Source organism: Pseudarthrobacter sp. AB1 (assembly GCF_014926485.1).
Classification (GTDB): domain Bacteria; phylum Actinomycetota; class Actinomycetes; order Actinomycetales; family Micrococcaceae; genus Arthrobacter.
The window spans coordinates 20,714-40,286 of the sequence record NZ_PZKO01000058.1; the positions used below are offsets into that span (position 1 = coordinate 20,714).

General features: G+C 63.7%; 19 protein-coding genes. 16 read left to right on the top strand and 3 right to left on the bottom strand.

What is annotated here, in order from left to right; all coding sequences use genetic code 11:
• The first annotated feature begins 4 nt into the window (after positions 1–4).
• The 11 genes from atpB (at position 5) to DAD99_RS16120 (ending at position 11,347) form a co-directional block, all read left to right on the top strand.
• Positions 5–805, top strand: a complete 801-nt coding sequence (atpB, locus tag DAD99_RS16070) for a F0F1 ATP synthase subunit A (protein WP_056349417.1) — start codon at positions 5–7, stop codon at positions 803–805.
• A 79-nt stretch (positions 806–884) separates the two neighbouring features.
• Complete coding sequence (gene atpE / locus DAD99_RS16075) at positions 885–1,100, top strand: ATP synthase F0 subunit C (protein ID WP_056349415.1); 216 nt, start codon at positions 885–887, stop codon at positions 1,098–1,100.
• A gap of 56 nt (positions 1,101–1,156) precedes the next feature.
• Positions 1,157–1,714 carry a F0F1 ATP synthase subunit B gene (locus DAD99_RS16080; protein WP_193342331.1) on the top strand — a complete coding sequence of 186 codons (558 nt, stop codon included), beginning with the start codon at positions 1,157–1,159 and terminating at the stop codon, positions 1,712–1,714.
• Positions 1,714–2,541 carry a F0F1 ATP synthase subunit delta gene (locus DAD99_RS16085; protein ID WP_193342332.1) on the top strand — a complete coding sequence of 276 codons (828 nt, stop codon included), beginning with the start codon at positions 1,714–1,716 and terminating at the stop codon, positions 2,539–2,541. Before DAD99_RS16080 ends, DAD99_RS16085 begins: the two co-directional genes overlap by 1 nt.
• A gap of 83 nt (positions 2,542–2,624) precedes the next feature.
• Positions 2,625–4,262: a F0F1 ATP synthase subunit alpha gene (atpA, locus tag DAD99_RS16090; protein ID WP_185260921.1), complete on the top strand. Its 1,638-nt coding sequence runs from the start codon at positions 2,625–2,627 to the stop codon at positions 4,260–4,262.
• Positions 4,263–4,337: 75 nt separating this feature from the next.
• Positions 4,338–5,231 (top strand): F0F1 ATP synthase subunit gamma, encoded by an 894-nt coding sequence (locus DAD99_RS16095; protein WP_193342333.1) that lies wholly within the window; start codon positions 4,338–4,340, stop codon positions 5,229–5,231.
• A gap of 75 nt (positions 5,232–5,306) precedes the next feature.
• Complete coding sequence (gene atpD, locus DAD99_RS16100) at positions 5,307–6,761, top strand: F0F1 ATP synthase subunit beta (RefSeq protein WP_185260919.1); 1,455 nt, start codon at positions 5,307–5,309, stop codon at positions 6,759–6,761.
• 1 nt (position 6,762) lies between these two features.
• Positions 6,763–7,047 carry a F0F1 ATP synthase subunit epsilon gene (locus DAD99_RS16105; protein ID WP_193342334.1) on the top strand — a complete coding sequence of 95 codons (285 nt, stop codon included), beginning with the start codon at positions 6,763–6,765 and terminating at the stop codon, positions 7,045–7,047.
• Positions 7,048–7,057: 10 nt separating this feature from the next.
• The gene (locus DAD99_RS16110) at positions 7,058–7,489 is read left to right on the top strand and encodes a DUF2550 domain-containing protein (protein WP_185260918.1); all 432 of its coding nucleotides are present in this window, start codon (positions 7,058–7,060) and stop codon (positions 7,487–7,489) included.
• A gap of 28 nt (positions 7,490–7,517) precedes the next feature.
• Positions 7,518–8,801, top strand: coding sequence for an alpha/beta hydrolase-fold protein (locus DAD99_RS16115; protein ID WP_227008121.1), 1,284 nt, complete (start codon positions 7,518–7,520; stop codon positions 8,799–8,801).
• The gene (locus tag DAD99_RS16120; RefSeq protein ID WP_193342336.1) at positions 8,798–11,347 is read left to right on the top strand and encodes a DUF2156 domain-containing protein; all 2,550 of its coding nucleotides are present in this window, start codon (positions 8,798–8,800) and stop codon (positions 11,345–11,347) included. The genes DAD99_RS16115 and DAD99_RS16120 overlap by 4 nt, the downstream gene beginning before the upstream one ends.
• 144 nt (positions 11,348–11,491) lie before the next feature.
• On the opposite strand, the gene DAD99_RS16125 is transcribed toward DAD99_RS16120, so the two are convergent.
• Complete coding sequence (locus DAD99_RS16125) at positions 11,492–11,695, bottom strand: cold-shock protein (RefSeq protein WP_193342337.1); 204 nt, start codon at positions 11,693–11,695, stop codon at positions 11,492–11,494.
• A 316-nt stretch (positions 11,696–12,011) separates the two neighbouring features.
• Complete coding sequence (gene nucS, locus DAD99_RS16130) at positions 12,012–12,707, bottom strand: endonuclease NucS (RefSeq protein ID WP_058933052.1); 696 nt, start codon at positions 12,705–12,707, stop codon at positions 12,012–12,014.
• 36 nt (positions 12,708–12,743) lie between these two features.
• Here nucS and DAD99_RS16135 point away from each other — a divergent pair, with 36 nt between their 5' ends.
• Together DAD99_RS16135 and DAD99_RS16140 are read left to right on the top strand one after the other, a co-directional pair.
• Positions 12,744–13,100 (top strand): ATP/GTP-binding protein, encoded by a 357-nt coding sequence (locus DAD99_RS16135; RefSeq protein WP_193342338.1) that lies wholly within the window; start codon positions 12,744–12,746, stop codon positions 13,098–13,100.
• Positions 13,101–13,194: 94 nt separating this feature from the next.
• Positions 13,195–13,995, top strand: coding sequence for an alpha/beta hydrolase (locus DAD99_RS16140; RefSeq protein ID WP_193342339.1), 801 nt, complete (start codon positions 13,195–13,197; stop codon positions 13,993–13,995).
• 24 nt (positions 13,996–14,019) lie between these two features.
• On the opposite strand, the gene DAD99_RS16145 is transcribed toward DAD99_RS16140, so the two are convergent.
• Entirely contained in the window at positions 14,020–15,339 is a 1,320-nt protein-coding gene (locus DAD99_RS16145; protein ID WP_193342340.1) for an AI-2E family transporter, read from the bottom strand.
• A gap of 216 nt (positions 15,340–15,555) precedes the next feature.
• Here DAD99_RS16145 and DAD99_RS16150 point away from each other — a divergent pair, with 216 nt between their 5' ends.
• The 3 genes from DAD99_RS16150 (at position 15,556) to DAD99_RS16160 (ending at position 19,555) form a co-directional block, all read left to right on the top strand.
• On the top strand, positions 15,556–17,256 hold the full coding sequence (locus DAD99_RS16150) for a hypothetical protein (protein WP_227008122.1): 1,701 nt from the start codon (positions 15,556–15,558) through the stop codon (positions 17,254–17,256).
• 65 nt (positions 17,257–17,321) lie between these two features.
• Complete coding sequence (locus tag DAD99_RS16155) at positions 17,322–18,329, top strand: tetratricopeptide repeat protein (RefSeq protein WP_193342341.1); 1,008 nt, start codon at positions 17,322–17,324, stop codon at positions 18,327–18,329.
• A complete protein-coding gene (locus DAD99_RS16160; RefSeq protein ID WP_309233328.1) occupies positions 18,329–19,555 on the top strand; it encodes an NADH:flavin oxidoreductase/NADH oxidase in 1,227 nt (408 codons plus the stop codon). The genes DAD99_RS16155 and DAD99_RS16160 overlap by 1 nt, the downstream gene beginning before the upstream one ends.
• Positions 19,556–19,573 lie beyond the last annotated feature (18 nt).

Sequence of the window (19,573 nt, forward strand, 5' to 3'; positions counted from 1 at the left end):
CGCGTTGATCGCGCTTGCGCTCCCGGCCCAAGATTCAGGAGAGTTCAATCCTCCTGGAATTGAAGAAATGCACCTGCCGGCAATCCTGCCGTGGGGGGTGGCTGACGGATTCTCCAAGCAGATGCTGCTGGTAATCCTGTCGGTCGTCATTATCGCCACATTCTTTCTGCTAGCTGCGCGGAAGCAGCAGCTTGTTCCCGGCAAGCTCCAGTTCGCTGGTGAAATGGCTTATGGCTTTGTCCGAAACGGCATTGCAAAAGACATTATCGGCGGCAAAGATTTCATGAAGTATGTCCCGCTGTTGTTCAGCCTTTTCTTCTTCATTCTGGTGAACAACATCTACGGCGCCATTCCCGTGATCCAGCTCCCAAGCTTCTCGCACGTTGGCGGCGCCTATGTCCTCGCGGGCATTGTGTACGTCACCTGGATTGCCATCGGCATCAAGAAGAACGGCCTGAAGTATTTCAAGCTGGCCACCGTGCCGTCCGGCGTTCCGGTCTACATTCTCCCGATTGTGATCCCGATCGAGATCATCTCGAACTTCCTGGTCCGGCCGGTCACACACAGCCTCCGTCTCTTTGCCACCATGCTGGCAGGACACTTGATCGTCATGATCGCCGGTTCCGGCATTGAGTTCCTGGTGATGCAGGAGAACATCCTGCTCAAGGGAACCTCCCTTCTGGTCATCGCCGGCGCAGTTGCCATGTACATGCTGGAAGCACTGATCATGGCCCTGCAGGCCTACGTCTTCACGCTGCTGACCGCCATTTACATCGAAGGCGCCCTGCACGCGGACAGCCACTAGGCACCCACAAACTTCCCCTCACGGGGATGAAGCAACCCAAACAACCTGCCACATAGATGGCATCTTGAAAGGAAGAAAAATGGAAGGCACCATCAACGGCTCCCTCAACCTCATCGGCTACGGACTGTCCGCAATCGGCGGTGGTATCGGTGTTGGCCTCGTGTTCGCTGCTTACATCAACGGCGTGGCACGTCAGCCGGAAGCCCAGCGCGTCCTGCAGCCGATCGCATTCCTCGGCCTCGCGCTGACTGAAGCCCTCGCCATCCTCGGCCTGGTCTTCGCTTTCGTTCTCTAGTCTGACTTCAGAACCAAGCGAACATCCAGAACCGAGTAGATAAGGACGGGTGAATTATGTATCAAACGATCATCTCAGCCGCCGTGGAAGGCGCCGAGGCGACCAACCCGCTCGTTCCCAACGTCTGGGAAATGGGCGTCGTTCTCGCCGGCTTTGCTGTCCTCATGTACATCGTGGTCAAGTTCGTTGTCCCGATGTTCGAGAAGACGTTTGCAGAGCGTGCCGAGGCCATTGAAGGTGGCATTGCCAAAGCAGAAAAGGCGCAGGCAGAGGCTTCTGCAGCACTCGAAGAGTACAAGCAGCAGCTGACCGATGCCCGTGCCGAGGCCAACCGCATCCGCGAGGAAGCCCGTGCTGAAGGCGCCCAGATCCTTGCAGATCTGAAGGAAAAGGCTGGCGCTGAGTCTGCCCGCATCACGGCACAGGCACACGTGCAGATCGAATCGGAGCGCCAGGCCGCAGTTGTGTCTCTGCGCTCCGAGGTAGGCACGCTGGCCACCACGCTGGCAGGCCGCATCGTTGGCGAAGCACTCAACGATGACGAGCGTTCTGCCCGTGTGGTTGACCGCTTCCTGGCAGATCTGGAGAACCAGAACGCAGGTGCAGCTAAGTAATGTCAGGTGTATCGAGCGAATCGCTGACCACGGCGCTGACCCAACTGGAAGCAAAGCTTCCGGTGGCCTCGCTGCAGTTGGCTAAGGAACTCTTCGGAATCCTGGGAACGGTGGACAGCTCGGCTGGCTTGCGCCGCGCCCTGACTGACCCGTCCCGCACCGGTGCCGAAAAGTCGGCGCTTGTCAGGCAGCTTGTTGGCGGAAAAGTCTCCGCTGAGGCTGCGGACATCGCGGGCGGACTGGCCAGTTCACGCTGGGCATCGGCCCGAGATATCGGCGATGCACTCGAGACGCTTGCCGCAACGGTGGTTATCGCCGTTGCTGAAAACAAGTCGGCCGTTTCTGCCTCCGGAATCTCTGGGCTGGAAGAGCTGGAGAACGATCTGTTCTCCTTCAACCAGGCCGTTGCCTCCAACCATGAGGTACAACGTGCTCTGTCGGAGCCGCAGGCCAGTGCTGCAGCGAAGACCGGGTTGGCGAGGAAGCTGAATCCCGGCGCAGGCGAGGAAGCAAACGTCCTCATTGCGCAGGCGGTTTCCCAGCCCCGCGGCATCAAGCCGACCAGGTTGGTGGCCCGGTTCGCCGAGCTGGCAGCCAAGCGGCAGCAGCGCTGGATTGCAACGGTCAGCGTCACCCGTTCCTTGACGGAAACGCAGTTCGCCCGCCTCCAGTCAGGGCTTAATTCCCTGTACGGTCGCGAGCTCAAGATCAACATCACCGTTGATCCTGAACTGATCGGTGGAATCCGCGTCCAGGTCGGTGACGAAGTGCTTGACGCTTCGGTTATCACCCGGCTGGGTCAGCTTCACCGCCAACTGGCCGGTTAGCCGGACAAGCACAACTTAACGAAACGAAACCCCGGTCATCGTGAGCAACGATGATCACGAAAACAGGAGAGCAGGGACTGCAGATGGCCGAATTGACCATCAACGCCGACGACGTCCGTAATGCGTTGAACGAGTTCGCGGCGTCCTACGAACCCGGAAACGCAGAGCGCGTAGAGGTTGGCCGTGTAACAACCGCAGGTGACGGCATCGCCCGTGTTGAGGGCCTTCCCTCGGTCATGGCGAACGAGCTGCTTCGCTTTGAAGACGGCACCCTGGGCCTGGCCCAGAACCTTGACGTCCGCGAGATCGGTGTCATCGTACTCGGTGACTTCACCGGAATCGAAGAGGGCCAGGAAGTCCACCGTACGGGTCAGGTTCTGTCCGTACCGGTAGGTGACGCCTTCCTCGGCCGTGTGGTTGACCCCTTGGGCCAGCCCATCGACGACCTCGGCGAGATCAAGGCCGAAACCACCCGTGCACTGGAACTCCAGGCGCCCGGCGTGACCCAGCGTAAGTCGGTCCACGAGCCGATGCAGACCGGTCTGAAGGCTATCGACGCCATGATCCCGATCGGCCGCGGCCAGCGTCAGCTGATCATCGGTGACCGCCAGACCGGCAAGTCGGCAATCGCGATCGACACCATCATCAACCAGAAGGCCAACTGGGCTTCCGGCGACGTGACCAAGCAGGTGCGTTGCATCTACGTGGCAATCGGTCAGAAGGCATCCACCATTGCGGCTGTCCGTCAGACCCTTGAGGACAACGGCGCACTGGAATACACCACCATTGTGGCTTCCCCCGCGTCTGACCCCGCAGGCTTCAAGTACCTGGCACCGTACGCCGGTTCGGCCATCGGCCAGCACTGGATGTACGGCGGCAAGCACGTCCTCATCGTGTTTGATGACCTCTCCAAGCAGGCCGAGGCCTACCGTGCAGTGTCACTGCTGCTGCGCCGCCCGCCGGGACGCGAAGCCTACCCGGGCGACGTCTTCTACTTGCACTCCCGCCTGCTGGAGCGTTGTGCCAAGCTCTCTGACGAGCTCGGTGCCGGTTCGATGACCGGCCTGCCGCTCATCGAGACCAAGGCAAACGACGTCTCTGCCTACATCCCGACCAACGTGATCTCCATTACCGATGGCCAGATCTTCCTGCAGTCGGACCTCTTCAACGCCAACCAGCGTCCGGCTGTCGACGTGGGTGTCTCTGTGTCCCGCGTTGGTGGTGCTGCACAGGTCAAGTCCATGAAGAAGGTCTCCGGTACTTTGAAGCTGGAATTGGCCCAGTACCGCGACATGCAGGCTTTCGCCATGTTCGCATCGGACCTCGATGCCGCATCGCGCCAGCAGCTGACCCGTGGTGCCCGCCTGATGGAACTGCTCAAGCAGGGCCAGTACTCGCCGTTCCCGATCGAGAACCAGGTTGTGTCCATCTGGGCCGGTACCAACGGCTACCTCGACGAGGTTCCGGTTGAGGACATCAACCGCTTTGAAACCGAATTCCTGGAGCACCTCAAGCACAAGTCCTCCATCCTGACCACGCTGGCGCAGACCAACGTTATGGACGATGACACCGCCGAAGCACTGAAGACTGCAATCGTGGCCTTCAAAAAGGGCTTCTTTGGTGAAGGTGACAACCGCCTGGTAGGCGCCGGCCACGAGGAGCACGACGCTATCTCCGAGGGCGACGTTGACCAGGAAAAAATCGTCAAGCAGAAGCGCTAGTTTCGCTGGCAGGGACTGCCGGGACCTTTGAGGTTCCGGCAGTCCCGGCCATCGGGATCTTAGGAAAGGAAAAGTATGGGAGCCCAGATTCGGGTCTACCGCCAGAAGATCAGCTCGACCACGTCGATGCGCAAGATCTTCAAGGCGATGGAACTGATCGCTACCTCGCGCATTGGCAAGGCCCGCGCACGCGTAGCGGCTTCACTGCCTTACGCAAACGCGATTACGCGTGCCGTTTCTGCTGTCGCGAGCCAGAGCGAAATCGACCACCCGTTGGTCACCGAACCGGAGCAGATCCGCCGGGCCGCCGTCCTGGTCATCAGTGCTGACCGCGGCCTTGCCGGTTCCTACTCGGCAAGCGTGCTTAAGCAGGCGGTTGGCCTCAACGAGCTGCTCCGCGGAGAGGGCAAAGAAGTCAAGACGTATGTGATGGGCCGCAAGGCGCAGGCGTACTTTGACTTCCGCACCCTTCCTTACGAGCGGGTGTGGACCGGCAACACCGATGCGCCCGAGTTTGGAACTGCACGTGAAGTCGGCGCGGCACTGCTCGAAGCCTTCGCGACAGACTATGAAGAGGGCGGCGTGGACGAGATCCATGTCGTTTACACCCGCTTCAAGTCCATGGTGATGCAGGAGCCGACGGTTATCCGTCTGCTTCCGCTCGAGGTTGTTGAAGAGCAGGCGGCGTCCGAGTCGGACCTCCTGCCGCTCTACGAATTCGAGCCGGAGGCGGAGCATGTCCTTAATGCCCTGCTGCCGCGCTACATCGAGTCACGCATTTTTGCCGCCATGTTGCAGGCCGCAGCTTCCGAGCTTGCAGCCCGCCAGCGGGCGATGAAGTCTGCCGGCGACAACGCCACGGACCTTATCAAGAAGTACACGCGTCTGCGCAACACAGCCCGACAGGCTGAAATTACGCAGGAGCTTTCTGAAATCGTTGCCGGTGCCGACGCCTTGAACGCGTCCTAGCCCGGTCCGGTCCAGCTGTACCTGCACTAAAGAACAAACTTAACCCCACGCCATCTACTGAGTGAAGTGAGAGAGATGACTGCCACTGCTACCGAACACGTAGCCGCGACGACCGGTGCTACCGGCCGTATTGCACGTGTTATTGGCCCGGTTGTCGACGTCGAATTCCCGGCTGACGCAATCCCCTCGATTTACAACGCACTCACCACCGAGATTACCCTCAACGGTGAGACCAAGACCATCACGTTCGAGGTTGCCCTGCACCTCGGCGACAACGTGATTCGCGCCATCTCCCTGCAGGCAACCGACGGCCTCGTCCGCGGTACCGCTGTGGTGGATACCGGTGCCCCGATCTCCGTGCCCGTCGGCGACGTCGTCAAGGGACACATCTTCAACGTCCTCGGACAGCCGCTTGACGTGACGGAGGCCGAACTCGAGATCACCGAGCGCTGGCCCATCCACCGCAAGGCCCCGGCCTTTGCGACGCTTGAGGGTTCCACCGAGATGATGGAAACCGGCATCAAGGTCATCGACCTTCTCACCCCGTACATCAAGGGTGGAAAGATCGGCCTGTTCGGCGGCGCCGGCGTGGGCAAGACGGTTCTGATCCAGGAAATGATCACCCGTGTGGCCCGTAACTTCGGTGGTACCTCTGTATTCGCCGGTGTTGGCGAGCGTACCCGTGAAGGTAACGACCTCTGGGTTGAAATGGAAGAGGCGGGCGTCCTCAAGGACACCGCCCTTGTCTTCGGCCAGATGGATGAGCCGCCGGGAACGCGTCTGCGCGTTGCACTGTCTGCCCTGACCATGGCGGAGTACTTCCGCGATGTGCAGAACCAGGACGTGTTGCTCTTCATCGACAACATCTTCCGCTTCACGCAGGCAGGCTCCGAGGTTTCCACCCTCCTCGGCCGCATGCCGTCGGCCGTGGGCTACCAGCCCAACCTGGCTGACGAGATGGGCCTCCTCCAGGAGCGCATCACGTCAACCAAGGGCCACTCGATCACCTCGATGCAGGCCATCTACGTTCCCGCAGATGACTACACCGACCCGGCCCCGGCGACGACCTTCGCACACCTCGACGCAACCACGGAACTTTCCCGTGAAATTGCTTCCCGTGGTTTGTACCCGGCCGTTGACCCGCTGACGTCGACGTCCCGCATCCTGGACCCGCAGTACATCGGTCAGGACCACTACAACACGGCTGTCCGTGTGAAGCAGATCCTGCAGAAGAACAAGGAACTCCAGGACATCATCGCCATCCTCGGTGTCGACGAACTGTCGGAAGAGGACAAGATCGTTGTGTCGCGTGCACGCCGTATCCAGCAGTTCCTCTCCCAGAACACCTACACCGCCAAGCAGTTCACCGGCGTCGAGGGCTCTACCGTCACCATCAAGGACACGGTTGAAGGCTTCACCGCTATCTGCGACGGCGAGCTTGACCACATTGCAGAGCAGGCGTTCTTCAACGTCGGCGGCCTGGACGATGTTGAGCGCCAGTGGGCCAAGATCCAGGAACAGACCAAGTAATATGGCTGAGCTTGAGGTTGAGATTGTCGCAGCGGATCACTTCGTGTGGTCCGGAGCGGCCAAGATGGTCAAGGCCCGCACCAGCGATGGTGAGATCGGAATCATGCCCGGCCACTCGCCCCTGCTTGCGATCCTGGCCGAAGGTGAACTGGCCATTGAGCCGGTTTCCGGGAACCGCATTGCCGTGGCTGTTGACGGCGGATTCTTCTCCGTCGACAACAACCGCGTGGTGATTGTTGCTGACAACGCCCAACTGGGTGACGCGGCTACTGCTGGGATCCGCTAGCACGACCCTGATGGACGCGCCGACTTTTACGTTCATCGCCTTGGCAATCGTTTTCGGATTGCTGATTTTCGCACTGTGCCTTTCGGGGGTGCGCCGCTTCAATCTGCGGCGCGCCCTCGGCACGGTGGACGCCTCCATTTGCATCGCTGGAAACAGCTGGCAGATGGGGGTTTGTCGTTATCAGGACAACGACCTTGAGTGGTTCCGGCTGCTTTCCCTGAGCGTGCGTCCCAAACACAAGTTCAAACGCAGCTCCCTGGAGCTGCTGGGCCGTCGCAAACCCACCGAGGCCGAGGCTGTGAAGGTCCAGCCGGACGTAGTGATTGTCGAGCTGCGATACGAAGGCCAGGATCTGCGGCTGGCCATGAAATTCGATGCCTACACAGGACTGTCCTCCTGGCTGGAAGCCGGGCCGGTCATCGGCGTGGGTACCTGGCGCTAGCCACGTGGATTGGATTTCTGATATCCGGTTGACCGACGGACCGGTGTACTGGGCCGCCTGGGTCCTTGGTGCCGCCGCCGCACTGTCCCTGATCTGGCGCCCGCGCGCCCTTGGCCGCCGCCGCTGGTTCCTCAGTGTTGCCGCCTCAGTGGCTGCTGCAGCCGTCGCAGTGCTCCTGGTCCATTGGGTCCTCATCTATTGGGCCTCGACCTTCCCCGAAGAACTGCCGTTCGACGTCCTGGCGTGGGTGTTTCCCGCTGTGGCCGCACTTCTGCTGGTGGTGCTCCGGCTTCGCACGGCGTCGTGGTGCCGCCGTGCGCTGGATGTGCTTGCCCTCCTGGCAGTGGTGCTGCTGGCCGCGGTGCAGATCAACGCCTATTTCGGCCTCAACCGGACAGTTGCGGACCTGACGGGAACGGCGCTGAGCCGCATCCCGGCCCTGGAACAGGAGCTACTGCGCCAGCCCAACGGCCCGGCAATATCTCTGGACGGATGGAAACCGGCCACTGAGCTCCCTGCCGATGGCGTTCTCCGCACTGCATCCATTCCAGGAACCGTCTCGGGCCTCCAGACCCGCGACTCCTACATCTACTTTCCGCCGGCCTACTTTGCTTCGAACCGTCCCAGCCTTCCGGTGCTGGTTCTGGTGCCCGGCCAGCCCGGCGGTCCCGCCGACTGGCTGACCGGCGGGTCGCTCAGGGCACGCATGGATACTTTCGCCGCCCGGCACGGGGGAGTGGCGCCCGTTGTTGTGGTGGTTGATCCCAACGGCAGCCAGTCAGCGAACAACCTCTGCATGGACAGCGCCATCGCCAAGGCGGACACGTACCTCGCCGTTGACGTGCCCGCATGGATCTCAGGAATGTTGGACGTGGACACCGATCACCGGCAATGGGCCATCGGCGGTTTCAGCTATGGGGCCACGTGTGCAGTTCAGATGGGCACCCGCCACCCGGAGCTGTACACGGGTGTTCTCGCTTTTTCCAGCGAGAGCGAGCCCGCGCTGGCCAAGGAACGCCAGAAGACCGTTGACGCTGCCTTCCATGGCGACACTGCCGCGTTTGATGCCCAGGTACCGCTGACGCTGTTGAAGGAGCGCAAGTATCCTGGCAGCGTCGCCTACTTCGCGGCCGGGGCCACAGATCCGGAGTTCGTGGCAAATCTGCGGTCCCTTGAGGCAGCCGCCAGCGGCGCAGGTTTCACGGTGGGCTCGGATGTGGTGGCGCGCACCGGCCATTCGTGGGACGTCCTGACTCCCGGTATGGGCAACGGACTTGAGTTGCTGGCTGCACACTGGGGCTGGGCGAAATGAGGGAAGCTGGGGAAACCCGTGCGCCGGCCCTGCTCTGGTCCACGGTCGTGCGTCCGGCTGGCGGAAGAATGTGGGGCTATCTGCGGTCGGTGCCGCTGACGCTCAGCATCCTCGGTATTTTCCTGCTGGTCGGTGCGGCGACCGGCAGTTTCCTCAGCGGCCCGCCGGAGGAACTTCTTTCCGTCGCGGGCGTCAGCGCCCCTGGCCTGAAGGCCGGCAACTGGTGGGTTCTGGTCACGTCACTGTTCTTTGCCACGAATCCGCTGGCCTACCTGGTGGCGTCGCTGATGATCCTGCTGCTGCTTGGCCTGGCCGAGAGGAACCTTGGGTCCCTTCAGACGGCTGCGTTTTTCCTCGGTGGCCAGTTTGCAGCTGTCACCGTCTTTCTGCTCCTGACCCAGTTGGCGAGGTACGCGGGAGACGGCTGGCTGGGGCTGATGGCGGACTACAGCCTGATCGGACCCTACGCCGCTGTCCTGGCGGCTTCGCTCGCCGCGAGCGGCAGGATTGGTCTCCTGTGGCGGCGCCGGTTGCGGACGGCGCTGCTTTCGGTGTCGCTGCTGCTGGTTCTGTACGTGGGGCATGCGGAAACCGTCATCGGCCTGGTAGGTGCCGCGGTGGGTCTCGCAGCCAGCTGGTGGAACCAGGACGACCACGGCCAGCTGCATCCGCCCCGCTTGAGCGGCAGGGAAACCAGGAACCTCCTCGCCCTGACTGTGGCTGTGTTCGCCGTGGGCCCCATCCTTACCGCCGTTGCCCGGACTCCCACCGGCCCTCTGGCGCTGCTTCGGGATGTGGTGCTGAACCCCATGCCCACACTCGGGCAACTCGAAGCTAACTGTGGAGCAACAGTGGAGGCATCCTGCCTGGAGATGGGGCGGACGGGCTTTGCCGGCCCCTTCGGCCTCGCTTTGGCAGTAGTACCGGTGGTTCTGCTCCTCATCTGTGCTGACGGAATGCGCCGGGGCCGCCGCATGGCACTGCGCATCACGTTGGCGCTCCAAGTTGCGGTCACGGCGATGGCGGCCGTCTACCTGGCATTGTTCGCGCTGATCCCGCACTACCCCGCGCGTCCTCATACTGCCGCCATGGGTTCGGGCTTTGTTCACATCCTGCCTTTGGTGATAGTCCCACTGCTGCTGGCGGTCCTGCTCTGGGCCAACCGCCTGCAGTTCCGCGTCGAGACAATCCCGGCCGCCCGCCGTCGGCTCCTGGCGGTGGTAGGCGGCGTCTGGCTCCTGCTGGCCGGGAGCTATGCAGTGGTCTGGTTTGCCGCTGGGGGAATGACGCGCGACGGCGGCCTGCTGGGCTTGCTTGCTGAACTCTCCAGGCAGTATCTTCCGGTTCCACTGCCGAATCTCTACCACCGGGTTTTTGCTGAACGGGACGGCCTCGAGTCCCTGATTTTTGGCTACTCCGGACCGGTCTTCTGGCTTGTTGCGTTGGCCGGAGTCTGGTCCGTGCTCCTGGGCCGGCACCATGGGAGTGATTCGGGCCACGATGACAGGACGGCAGCGCGGACGCTGTTGCGCGAGGGCGGCGATTCGCTGTCGTGGATGGCCCTCTGGGAGCCCAACCGGTACTGGTTTAACCCGGATGGACGCGGTGCGGTGGCCTACCAGCTGCACGGCAGTGTTGCCCTGACGCTGGCGGGCCCCTTCGGCGCGGCGGATGCCCGCCAGCAGACCGCAGAAGGGTTTCTCTCGTATTGCGGCAACCGCGCGCTCAGCCCGGCGTTCTACTCGTGCGATGACACGCTGTGGCCACTCCTGCAGGACCGGGGGTTCCAGCGAGTGTCCGTGGCGCAGGAAACCAGGCTGTCCGTCAGGCAACTCGAATTCACCGGCAAGGAATGGCAGAACGTCAGGACTGCGCGCAACCGCGCCGCCAAGATGGGCGTCAAAGCCGTCTGGGGTACCTACCACGGGCTTCCCTCCGCCCTCCGTGCCCGGCTCAGCGAAGTGTCGGAGGAATGGGCGGCGGGCAAATCAGTTCCGGAAATGGGATTCACGCTCGGCGGCATGGATGAGCTGATGGACGACGAAGTGCTCTGCTGCCTCGCCGTGGACGGCGAGGGTCACGTGCACGGGGTAACGAGCTGGTTGCCCGTTTACGACGGCGGCACGCTGGTCAGCCGCACGCTCGACGTCATGCGCCGGGGTGCCGACGGATTCCCCGGGGTGATGGAGTTCCTGATTGCGTCGGCAGTCCTGGAGTTGCGCGAATCCGTGGAGGTGATCTCGCTCTCCGGGTCCCCGCTCGCCAGCCGGCCCGGCGACGAAACGCCGGGGGAGCCGGTGCAGGCAGAGAACCTCGTCCGGATCCTCGATGTAGTAGGCCACGCCCTCGAACCGGTCTACGGGTTCCGGTCCCTGGCCGCTTTCAAATCACGCTTCAAACCTGAGTACCGGGCGCTTTACTTGTATTATCAGGATCCTTTGCAGCTGCCGGCGATCGGACGGGCGCTCACTCGGGCCTATTTGCCCGGCCTTTCGCTGCGGCAGGGGGCCCGGCTGATTCGGGGCCTGGTGGGCCAGGGAAGCTGATCCTCGCAGCGGCCCGAACGACTTTTGCGACTGGACAATCACGGTGGACAAAGAACCCGTGGACAAAGAAAAGATCCCCGGCACGGATGCCGGGGATCTTCTCTTCGCTGGAGGCCGCGCAGATGGCGGCCGCTGGGCGGGGGACTACACCAGCGTTACGCCGGTAGCCTGGGGGCCCTTGGCACCCTGGCCGATTTCGAACTGAACGCGCTGGTTCTCGTCGAGGGACTTGAAGCCACCGGTCTGGATTTCCGAGTAGTGAACGAAGACATCGCCATCGGAATCATCCGGGGTGATGAAGCCGAAGCCCTTTTCAGCGTTGAACCACTTGACGGTTCCCTGTGCCATTTATTTCTCCTCATTATGGAACTTGTCTAAGTCCGGCACACCTCGTGCCGGACTCGGTCACTCCGCGAGAAGAATCCTTCAATGCCGTTCCTGGGAACATGCGCTGCAGGAGCTTCGCGCTCGCAACATGTCTTGCGAGCATGAAAAACACCTACACAAAGACTGATCTAAGAATTTCACGCCGATTCCGTCAGGTCAACGCCCCTGAACTGTCAATACCGCAAATTTTGCCGATAAGACGGATGAATCCCCTTGTCAGCGGCCGAACCCCGGCGCCGGTGCCGAGACCCGGCGTCAGAAATGCGGTTTGCGGGCCTCAGAAAAGCCGGGAATCGCTGTCGTCCACACCGCGCATTGCATCGTAGTCCAGCGTGATGCAGTCGATGCCGCGGTCGTTTGCCAGCACCTTGGCCTGTGGCTTGATCTGCTGGGCAGCGAAGATGCCACGGACCGGGGCCAGCAGCGGGTCCCGGTTCAGGAGTTCAAGGTAGCGGGTGAGCTGCTCCACGCCGTCAATGTCGCCGCGCCGCTTCAGCTCAATGGCCACGGTGGCCCCGCTGGCGTCGCGGGCCAGGATGTCCACCGGGCCGATGGCCGTGAAGTATTCGCGCCGGATGAGTGAAAAGCCTGAGCCGAGGGTCTCAATCTGATCGGCGAGCAGGCGTTGGAGGTCAGCTTCGACGCCGTCCTTGATCAGACCGGGATCCACCCCAAGGTCGTGGGAGGACTCGTGCAGCTGTTCGTGGATGTTAATGATCAGGCGGTCATCGGTCTTGGCAGACTGGACGGTCCACTGTTCCGTGACGCCAAGCTCCAGGTCAATGTCCTCCGGCGAGGACACCCGGAGGGTGGCGGGCGGGCTCATCCAGTTCAGCGGCTTATACGAGCCGCCGTCGGAATGAACCAGCACCGAGCCGTCGGCCTTGACCAGCAGGAGCCGGGTGGCAAGGGGGAGATGGGCTTTGAGCCGGCCAACATAATCAACTGAACATCTGGCTATGACAAGTCGCACGCCTACACACTACCGGGGCTGGGGCAGAATGGAGGCATGCCGCGTTCCAACCGCCCCCGCCGACCTGCCACCGGAAGGCCGGGCGTAGCTGCCGGAAAGCCGGCCGGCAAGAAGGGCAACAGCGACGTTCCTGAGCTGGATTTGGAGCGGGCACGGGCTGGAATCGCCCGGCGGGAAAGCGCGCCGGACGGCGAGTGGATGGTCAGGACGATGACCGCCAGAAACGCGGAAAAGACATACATTTGCCCCGGATGCTCCACCGCTGTTGTCCCCGGCATCGCCCACCTGGTGGTGTGGAAAGACGATCATATTTTCGGTGCTGCGGCAGGCCTGGCCGAGCGCCGGCACTGGCACACAAACTGTTGGCTGTCCCGGACCTACCGTTACCGCTGACTCTGAATAGCCCGCGGAACGGCGCCCCGGAAAAGCCGCGTTACAGCCCGGAGCACCGCGACTGGGGACGCTGGGAGTCGCTAAGCTGGCAGGCATGACTTTTGATCCGGCGTCGTACGAATTCAGCCAGCCAACAGGGCCCGCCCCCATCCGCGCTTCAACGGTGCTGCCGGCCCGGCGGGAGAACATCGAGCTGCGCACCGAGGATGGCCACATTCTGGTGGGGGAACTGGCGCTGCCCGAGTCCGGCCCGGTCACTGCGACGTTGATCACCCTGCATCCGCTTCCGACGCACGGCGGTTTTATGGACTCGCACGTGTACCGCAAGGCGTCCTACCGGCTTCCTGCCCTCGCCGGCGTCGCCGTGCTTCGCTTCAACACGCGCGGGACCGGTTCGCCGCGGGGAACCAGCGCGGGTTCCTTCGAAGAGGGGATCGGCGAGCGGCAGGACGTTGAGGCGGCGGTGCGTTTCGCCGTCGAACGCCAACTGCCCAACCGCTGGCTGGTGGGCTGGTCCTTCGGTACCGAGCTGGCGCTGATGTACGGTGCCGTTGAGCCGGTGGCCAGCCAAATTGAAGGGGCCGTGCTGCTGTCGCCGCCGCTGCACCGTGCCACCGACGCCCACCTGCGCCTCTGGGCAGACTCCGCGAAGCCGCTCACCGTGCTCGTTCCGGAGCATGACGACTACCTGCAGCCCGAGGCCGCCGCTGAACGCTTCAGCCTGGTGCCGCTGGCCAGGGTGGTGGGGGTGGACGGCGCCAAGCACCTTTGGGTGGGCGAAAAGTACGCTTCCCGCGTGCTCAATGAAATCGTGGATGACGTGACGGAAGCAGGCTCCGGTCCCGAGGGCCTGCCGCAGGTGTGGAACGGTCCGGTGGCTACCTCAGCCGCCTAGCACGCTCGCACTGGTTTCTGTCCGTCAGTGCTTGTCCTGGCGGACGATGTAGATCTCCTTGATCAGGAGCAGGATGGCGGCCGCCGTCGGGATGGCGATGAGTGCGCCCAGGACCCCCAACAGGCTGCCGCCGGCAATCACGGAGATGACGGCGACGGCTCCAGGCACGGCCACGGCTTTCTGCATGATGCGGGGCGAGATGAAGTAGGCCTCGAACTGGAGGTAGGCGAAGTAGCAGGTGCCGTAGACGGCGGCCGTCTGCCACCCGACCGTCAAGGCGATCAGCACGACCACGACGCCGGCGATCATGCCGCCCACCAGGGGGATAAAGGCCAGCAGGGCTACCACGAAGGCCAGCAAGAGGGCGAACGGGACACCCACGATGGACATCACGATGAACGCAAACGTGGCATTGAGCAATGCCACGCAGGCCTGCCCGATCACGTAGTTGCCTACGGACCGGGTGATCTCCCCGGAAAGGGCCTCCACCCGGTGCCGGCGTGACCGTGGGGCAAGCCGGTAGCCCCACTTCTTCATGGCCGGAAGGGCTGCCAGAAAATACAGGCTCAGGACCAGGACGATCAACGTGCCGAAGAGGCCATTGGCCAGGGTGGAACCGAAGCCCACCACGCCGCCGAAGATCCCGCCCATCGCATCAGGGTTTTTGACGAACTTGTCGAGTTCCTCGTTGATGCGGTCGCGCACACCAAATTGGTCGTCCACGGTGCGGAAAAATTCAGAGTCGATGAAGTCCCGGACCCAGGTGGGTGCCTGCACCACGATCTGGGTGACCTGTTCCACGATCGTGGGGATCAGGGTGGCGAAGAACCCCCCTACAGCCATTACCAGGACCAGGACTGCAAGAAGAATGCCGGCCGGCCTGGGAACGCGGCGGTTCTCCAGCCAGCCGACGACGGGTTCCAGGCCGAGGGCAATGAACAGGGCAGCCACAATCCACAGCAGCAGCTGCGTGGTGTTGGATCCGATCCAGTAGACCAGCAGGGCAAGGCCGACGCCTACAGTTCCCATGAAGCCCATATAGAGGGGATGTTGCATCGACATCTGTGGACCCGGACGGCCGAACTGCTCGCGCGTCCCGGCGGTCTCGTCGACTTCGGTAGCGGCAGATTCTTTCGTGTGGTTGTATTCCGGCGGGAACTCAAACCGGAGCCTGGGCTGGGCGCCCGGCAGCGGCTGGCGCAGGCGCTGCACAAGCTGGCCAAGGGCCGCAGCGGCGGACCCTCGTCGCTTCGCCGCGGCAGGGACGTCCGGCGAGGATTCCAAAGTGTCAGCGGCCGGTTGATTTTCGTGTCCCGGGGAGGACTCTTCCGTCTTGTCAGTCACTGGTTTATGGGGCCTGTTCCGTGCGTGGCGCCGCGTTTGCGGGCCGGTGTGATGATCATCGCAAACACTATCAGCAGCCTTGCCAACAGGAGCGTGGGCGCCCGCCGGGCCGCCCGGGCGACGCTGTTTTCGGACTCCGTCGGCGCCCGAACGGGGGTTCTGGTAACAAAACGGTTACTATTGGAAGTAAACTCCCGCGAATGATAGGTGTTTCCTTTGCGCTTCAAGACTGCAGTTGCACTCGTGCTGCTCGGCCTCCTGACACTTCTGGCCGGAATCGGCCAGAAGACAGTTTGGGCTCCCTCCGAGACCTTTACGGCTTCCGCCCCGGCAGATGCCGCGGAGGCGCCACTGACCGTCATCGACCAGAACCTGCGCACCGCGCAGGGCGGACCGGTGACGATCAAGATCGAAGGCGACGGCAACTTCCTGCTCGCGGTCGGCCGGCCTGACGACGTGGATGCCTGGGTGGGCCCGACGGCCCGCAACACCATCACAGGGGTTTCGGAGGACAACAAATCCCTGCAGGTTGAGCACACCGACGGCGACGCCACGGCGCCGAATCCGTCCGGATCCGATCTCTGGGTTTCCACTGAGAACTCGAGCGGTGAGCTGGAGTACTCGTGGACGCCGCCGGCCGACGGCGAATGGTCACTGCTGCTGGCGTCCGATGGCACCAAGCCCGCACCCTCGTCGATCTCAATGACGTTCCCCAACGACACCTCCACCCCGTGGGCCATCCCGCTCATGTCGCTTGGCGGCCTGCTGATCCTGGCCGGCATCGCCCTGATGGTTATGTCCGCCCGCAAGCGCGACGGTGAAGGTACCGGCCAGGGCAGCCTGTTCGCCCGGCGTGCCCGGGCCAAGGCCGAGGCAAAGTCCTCCGCACGGCTCGGCATGGTTTCCGGCGGCATGGTCACCGCCGCAGTGACCGCCCTTGTTGTGGCCGGAACGGGTGTTGCTGCGAACGCGGCCACCACACCCGCCCCGGCTCCCACCACCGGATCTGCGACACCGGAGGCCGCCCAGACGGCCGCGCCGGTCCTCCTGGATGCCCAGTTCCGCAGGATCCTGGAGCAGGTCTCCAGCGCCACCGACGCCGGCGACGCCGCGAAGGATGCAGCCAAGCTTGCAGAGCGGGTCGCAGGGACGGAGCTTGAGGTCCGTACCCAGAACTACAAGATCCGTTCCCAGGTGGGTACCTATGAAGCCCGGATGCCTGTCCGTTCCACCAAGCTCCTCACGACCGTGGTCACCAGCGACCGGACCTGGCCCCGTTCTGTCCTCGCGGTCACACAGGGCGAAGGCAACGTCGTCCCGCAGCTCCTCACCCTGGTCCAGCCTTCGCCCCGGGAGAACTACAAGCTCACCGAGACCACCCCGCTGCAGCCGGGAACCACGTTCCCCGCCATCGGCCGGGACGGCACCGATACCCTGGCCGCCAATGACAAATCAGGCCTGCTGTACAGCGGCGAAGAAGCCCTGGCCGGGCTGGCCGACCGCCTGAGCAACGCAGAGTCGAGCTTCAAGGACAAGCTGGTGGAGGGCACTTCTTCGCCTTACATCGCCGACACGCTGTCGTACCAGGCCGAGGTAGTGAAGTCGGGAGAAAACGGCAACTTCTCCTTTACTCACAAGGTGGTGCCGGAAAGCACTGTGGTGTTCCGGACGGCTGACGGCGGGGCGCTGGTGCTGGGCAGGATCAACTTCGCCTTTGACGGCACGCCAAAGGCCTCCGGTGACAAGCTCACCATCGGTGACGACGCCGCGGCGCTCGCCGGCGGCAAGGAGACCACCACCGGCATGGTGCTGAACTTTGCTGAATCAATGGCTGTCTACGTCCCGCCGGCAGGTTCGACGGATCCCATCAAGCTGGTGGCCGCGACGCGCGGGCTGGTAGGAGCAAGCTTCAAATAGGCACGCAGGGTCCAGACCCTGAAGCAGTACCCCCGGCAGCGGCCGGAGTGGCTAGAGTGGAAAGCATGAGTTCGCCAGCTTCCCGCCCAGTCCCTCCAGCCGCTGCCAGCCTGCTTAACTTGCGTGGCGCCGTCGACCTTTCATCCCTGAAACAGCGCCAGGCACCTCCTGCCGCTCCCGGCAATTCGCCTGTTCCCGGGGACACAGGCGCCAACCCGGAGGCAGGTGCCGGAGCGCCCGACGGCGGCGCGTCGCCGCTGCGGGTCACTGTCACCGAGGGGAATTTCCAGGAGCTCGTGGAGCTTTCCGCCCAGGTGCCGGTGGTCTTCGCGCTGTGGGCGGCGTACTCGCCGGAATCCGCCGCGATGCTCGACTCGCTGGAGCAGGTCATCAACGGTTACGGCGGCCGCCTCGTTCTGGGTGCGGCGGACATTGAAGCCTTCCCGCAACTGGCACAGGCATTCCAGGTCCAGGCCGTCCCCACCGCCGTCGCCGTGCTCAAGGGCCAGCCCGTACCGCTCTTCCAGGGCGGCGCCGAGGAAGCCCAGATCCGGCCCCTCCTGGATGAACTGCTCAAAGTGGCGGCCGCCAACGGCGTCACGGGCAGCCTCGGCGGGGGCGGTACGCCGCCGGAATCCGAACCGGCACCCCTTCCGCCGCTGCACCTGGCCGCCTTCGACGCCATTGAGGCAGGCGACTACGAGGCAGCAGCCGTGGCCTACCGCCAGGCCCTGCTGGAAATGCCCGCAGACGCCGAGGCCAAGGCCGGGCTGGCCCAGGTGGAGCTGATGGCCCGGCTCCAGCCGCTGTCCGCCGAGGACTCGGAAGCATTGCGTATCGTCGCCGCCAACGAGCCTGACAACCTGGCCGCCCAGCTGGGCGTGGCGGACCTGGATGTGTCCGGCGGCCATGTGGAGGACGCGCTGAGCCGCGTGGTCAGCTTCATCGGCCGGAACTTCGGTCCGGAACGGGAGACCGCACGGGTACGGCTCCTGGAGCTCTTTGACGTGGTGGGCACCTCCGACCCCCGCGTTGCCAAGGCGCGCCAAGGACTCGCCAGGGTCCTGTTCTAGTGCCGGCCCTCTTCCAGCCGCTCAAGCTCCGTTCCCTGAAGCTCACGCACCGCGGCTGGGTCTCACCGATGTGCCAGTACAGCTGCGGTCCCGACGGCGCCCCGGGGGTTCCCAACGACTGGCACCTGATGCATCTGGGCTCCTTCGCCGCGGGCGGCGCCGCTTTGATCCTCACCGAGGCGGCTGCCGTGAATGCAGCCGGCAGGATCAGCCCCCGTGACGCCGGGCTGTACAACGACGAGCAGGCCGAGGCCTGGCAGCGGATCACGTCCTTTGTGCACCGGCACGGTGCCGCGGAAGCGAAGATCGGTGCCCAGCTCGCGCACGCCGGCCGGAAAGCGTCCACCTACTGGCCGTTCGCCGGGCAGCGGGGGAGCGTCCCGGAATCCGACGGCGGCTGGCCCACGGGGGGACCATCAGGGCTTGCCTTCGACGGCTACGCCGGACCTGTCGCGATGACCGAGGCGCAGATCCATGACGTTATTGCCGATTTCGAGGCGGCCGCGGTGCGGGCGGTTGACGCCGGCTTCGACACTCTGGAAATCCATGGCGCGCACGGCTACCTCCTGCACCAGTTTCAAAGCCCGCTGATCAATACCCGGACCGATTTTTGGGGCGGGGACGAGGCTGGCCGCAACCGGCTGATGCTCGCCGTCGTAGATGCCGTCCGCAACGTCATCCCCGAATCCATGCCCCTGCTCCTCAGGATTTCAGCCACCGACTGGGCGCCGGGCGGCGTCGATGCCCAGGCTTCGGTCCGGCTGGCCGCCCAGGCGGCGAAGCGCGGGGTGGACCTCATCGACGTCTCCAGCGGAGGGGCAGTGGCCCATCAGGACATCAATCCGGGTCCGGGATATCAAACGGAGTTCTCCGCACGCATCCGCCGGGAGGCCGGCGTCCCCACGGGCACCGTGGGCCTGCTGACCACCGCGGGCCAGGCGGAGCATGCCGTGGCCCATCAGGACATCAATCCGGGTCCGGGATATCAAACGGAGTTCTCCGCACGCATCCGCCGGGAGGCCGGCGTCCCCACGGGCACCGTGGGCCTGCTGACCACCGCGGGCCAGGCGGAGCATGCCGTGGCCACCGGGCAGGCCGACGGCGTGTTTATTGCCCGGGCCGCGCTCCGGGATCCGCACTGGTGGCTCCGGGCGGCTTTTGAACTTGGGCATGACCTCCCCTGGGCGCCACAGTACGAACGGGCCCTGCCGCGGCATTCGTTCTAGGCTTCCCTACGCCTTTGG

Coding starts and splice junctions, on each gene's coding strand:
- atpE (WP_056349415.1), top strand. CDS start 885: ATGGAAGGCACCATCAACGGCTCCCTCAACCTCATCGGCTACGGACTG.
- DAD99_RS16080 (WP_193342331.1), top strand. CDS start 1,157: ATGTATCAAACGATCATCTCAGCCGCCGTGGAAGGCGCCGAGGCGACC.
- DAD99_RS16085 (WP_193342332.1), top strand. CDS start 1,714: ATGTCAGGTGTATCGAGCGAATCGCTGACCACGGCGCTGACCCAACTG.
- atpA (WP_185260921.1), top strand. CDS start 2,625: ATGGCCGAATTGACCATCAACGCCGACGACGTCCGTAATGCGTTGAAC.
- DAD99_RS16095 (WP_193342333.1), top strand. CDS start 4,338: ATGGGAGCCCAGATTCGGGTCTACCGCCAGAAGATCAGCTCGACCACG.
- atpD (WP_185260919.1), top strand. CDS start 5,307: ATGACTGCCACTGCTACCGAACACGTAGCCGCGACGACCGGTGCTACC.
- DAD99_RS16105 (WP_193342334.1), top strand. CDS start 6,763: ATGGCTGAGCTTGAGGTTGAGATTGTCGCAGCGGATCACTTCGTGTGG.
- DAD99_RS16110 (WP_185260918.1), top strand. CDS start 7,058: ATGGACGCGCCGACTTTTACGTTCATCGCCTTGGCAATCGTTTTCGGA.
- DAD99_RS16120 (WP_193342336.1), top strand. CDS start 8,798: ATGAGGGAAGCTGGGGAAACCCGTGCGCCGGCCCTGCTCTGGTCCACG.
- DAD99_RS16125 (WP_193342337.1), bottom strand. CDS start 11,695: ATGGCACAGGGAACCGTCAAGTGGTTCAACGCTGAAAAGGGCTTCGGC.
- DAD99_RS16135 (WP_193342338.1), top strand. CDS start 12,744: ATGCCGCGTTCCAACCGCCCCCGCCGACCTGCCACCGGAAGGCCGGGC.
- DAD99_RS16140 (WP_193342339.1), top strand. CDS start 13,195: ATGACTTTTGATCCGGCGTCGTACGAATTCAGCCAGCCAACAGGGCCC.
- DAD99_RS16155 (WP_193342341.1), top strand. CDS start 17,322: ATGAGTTCGCCAGCTTCCCGCCCAGTCCCTCCAGCCGCTGCCAGCCTG.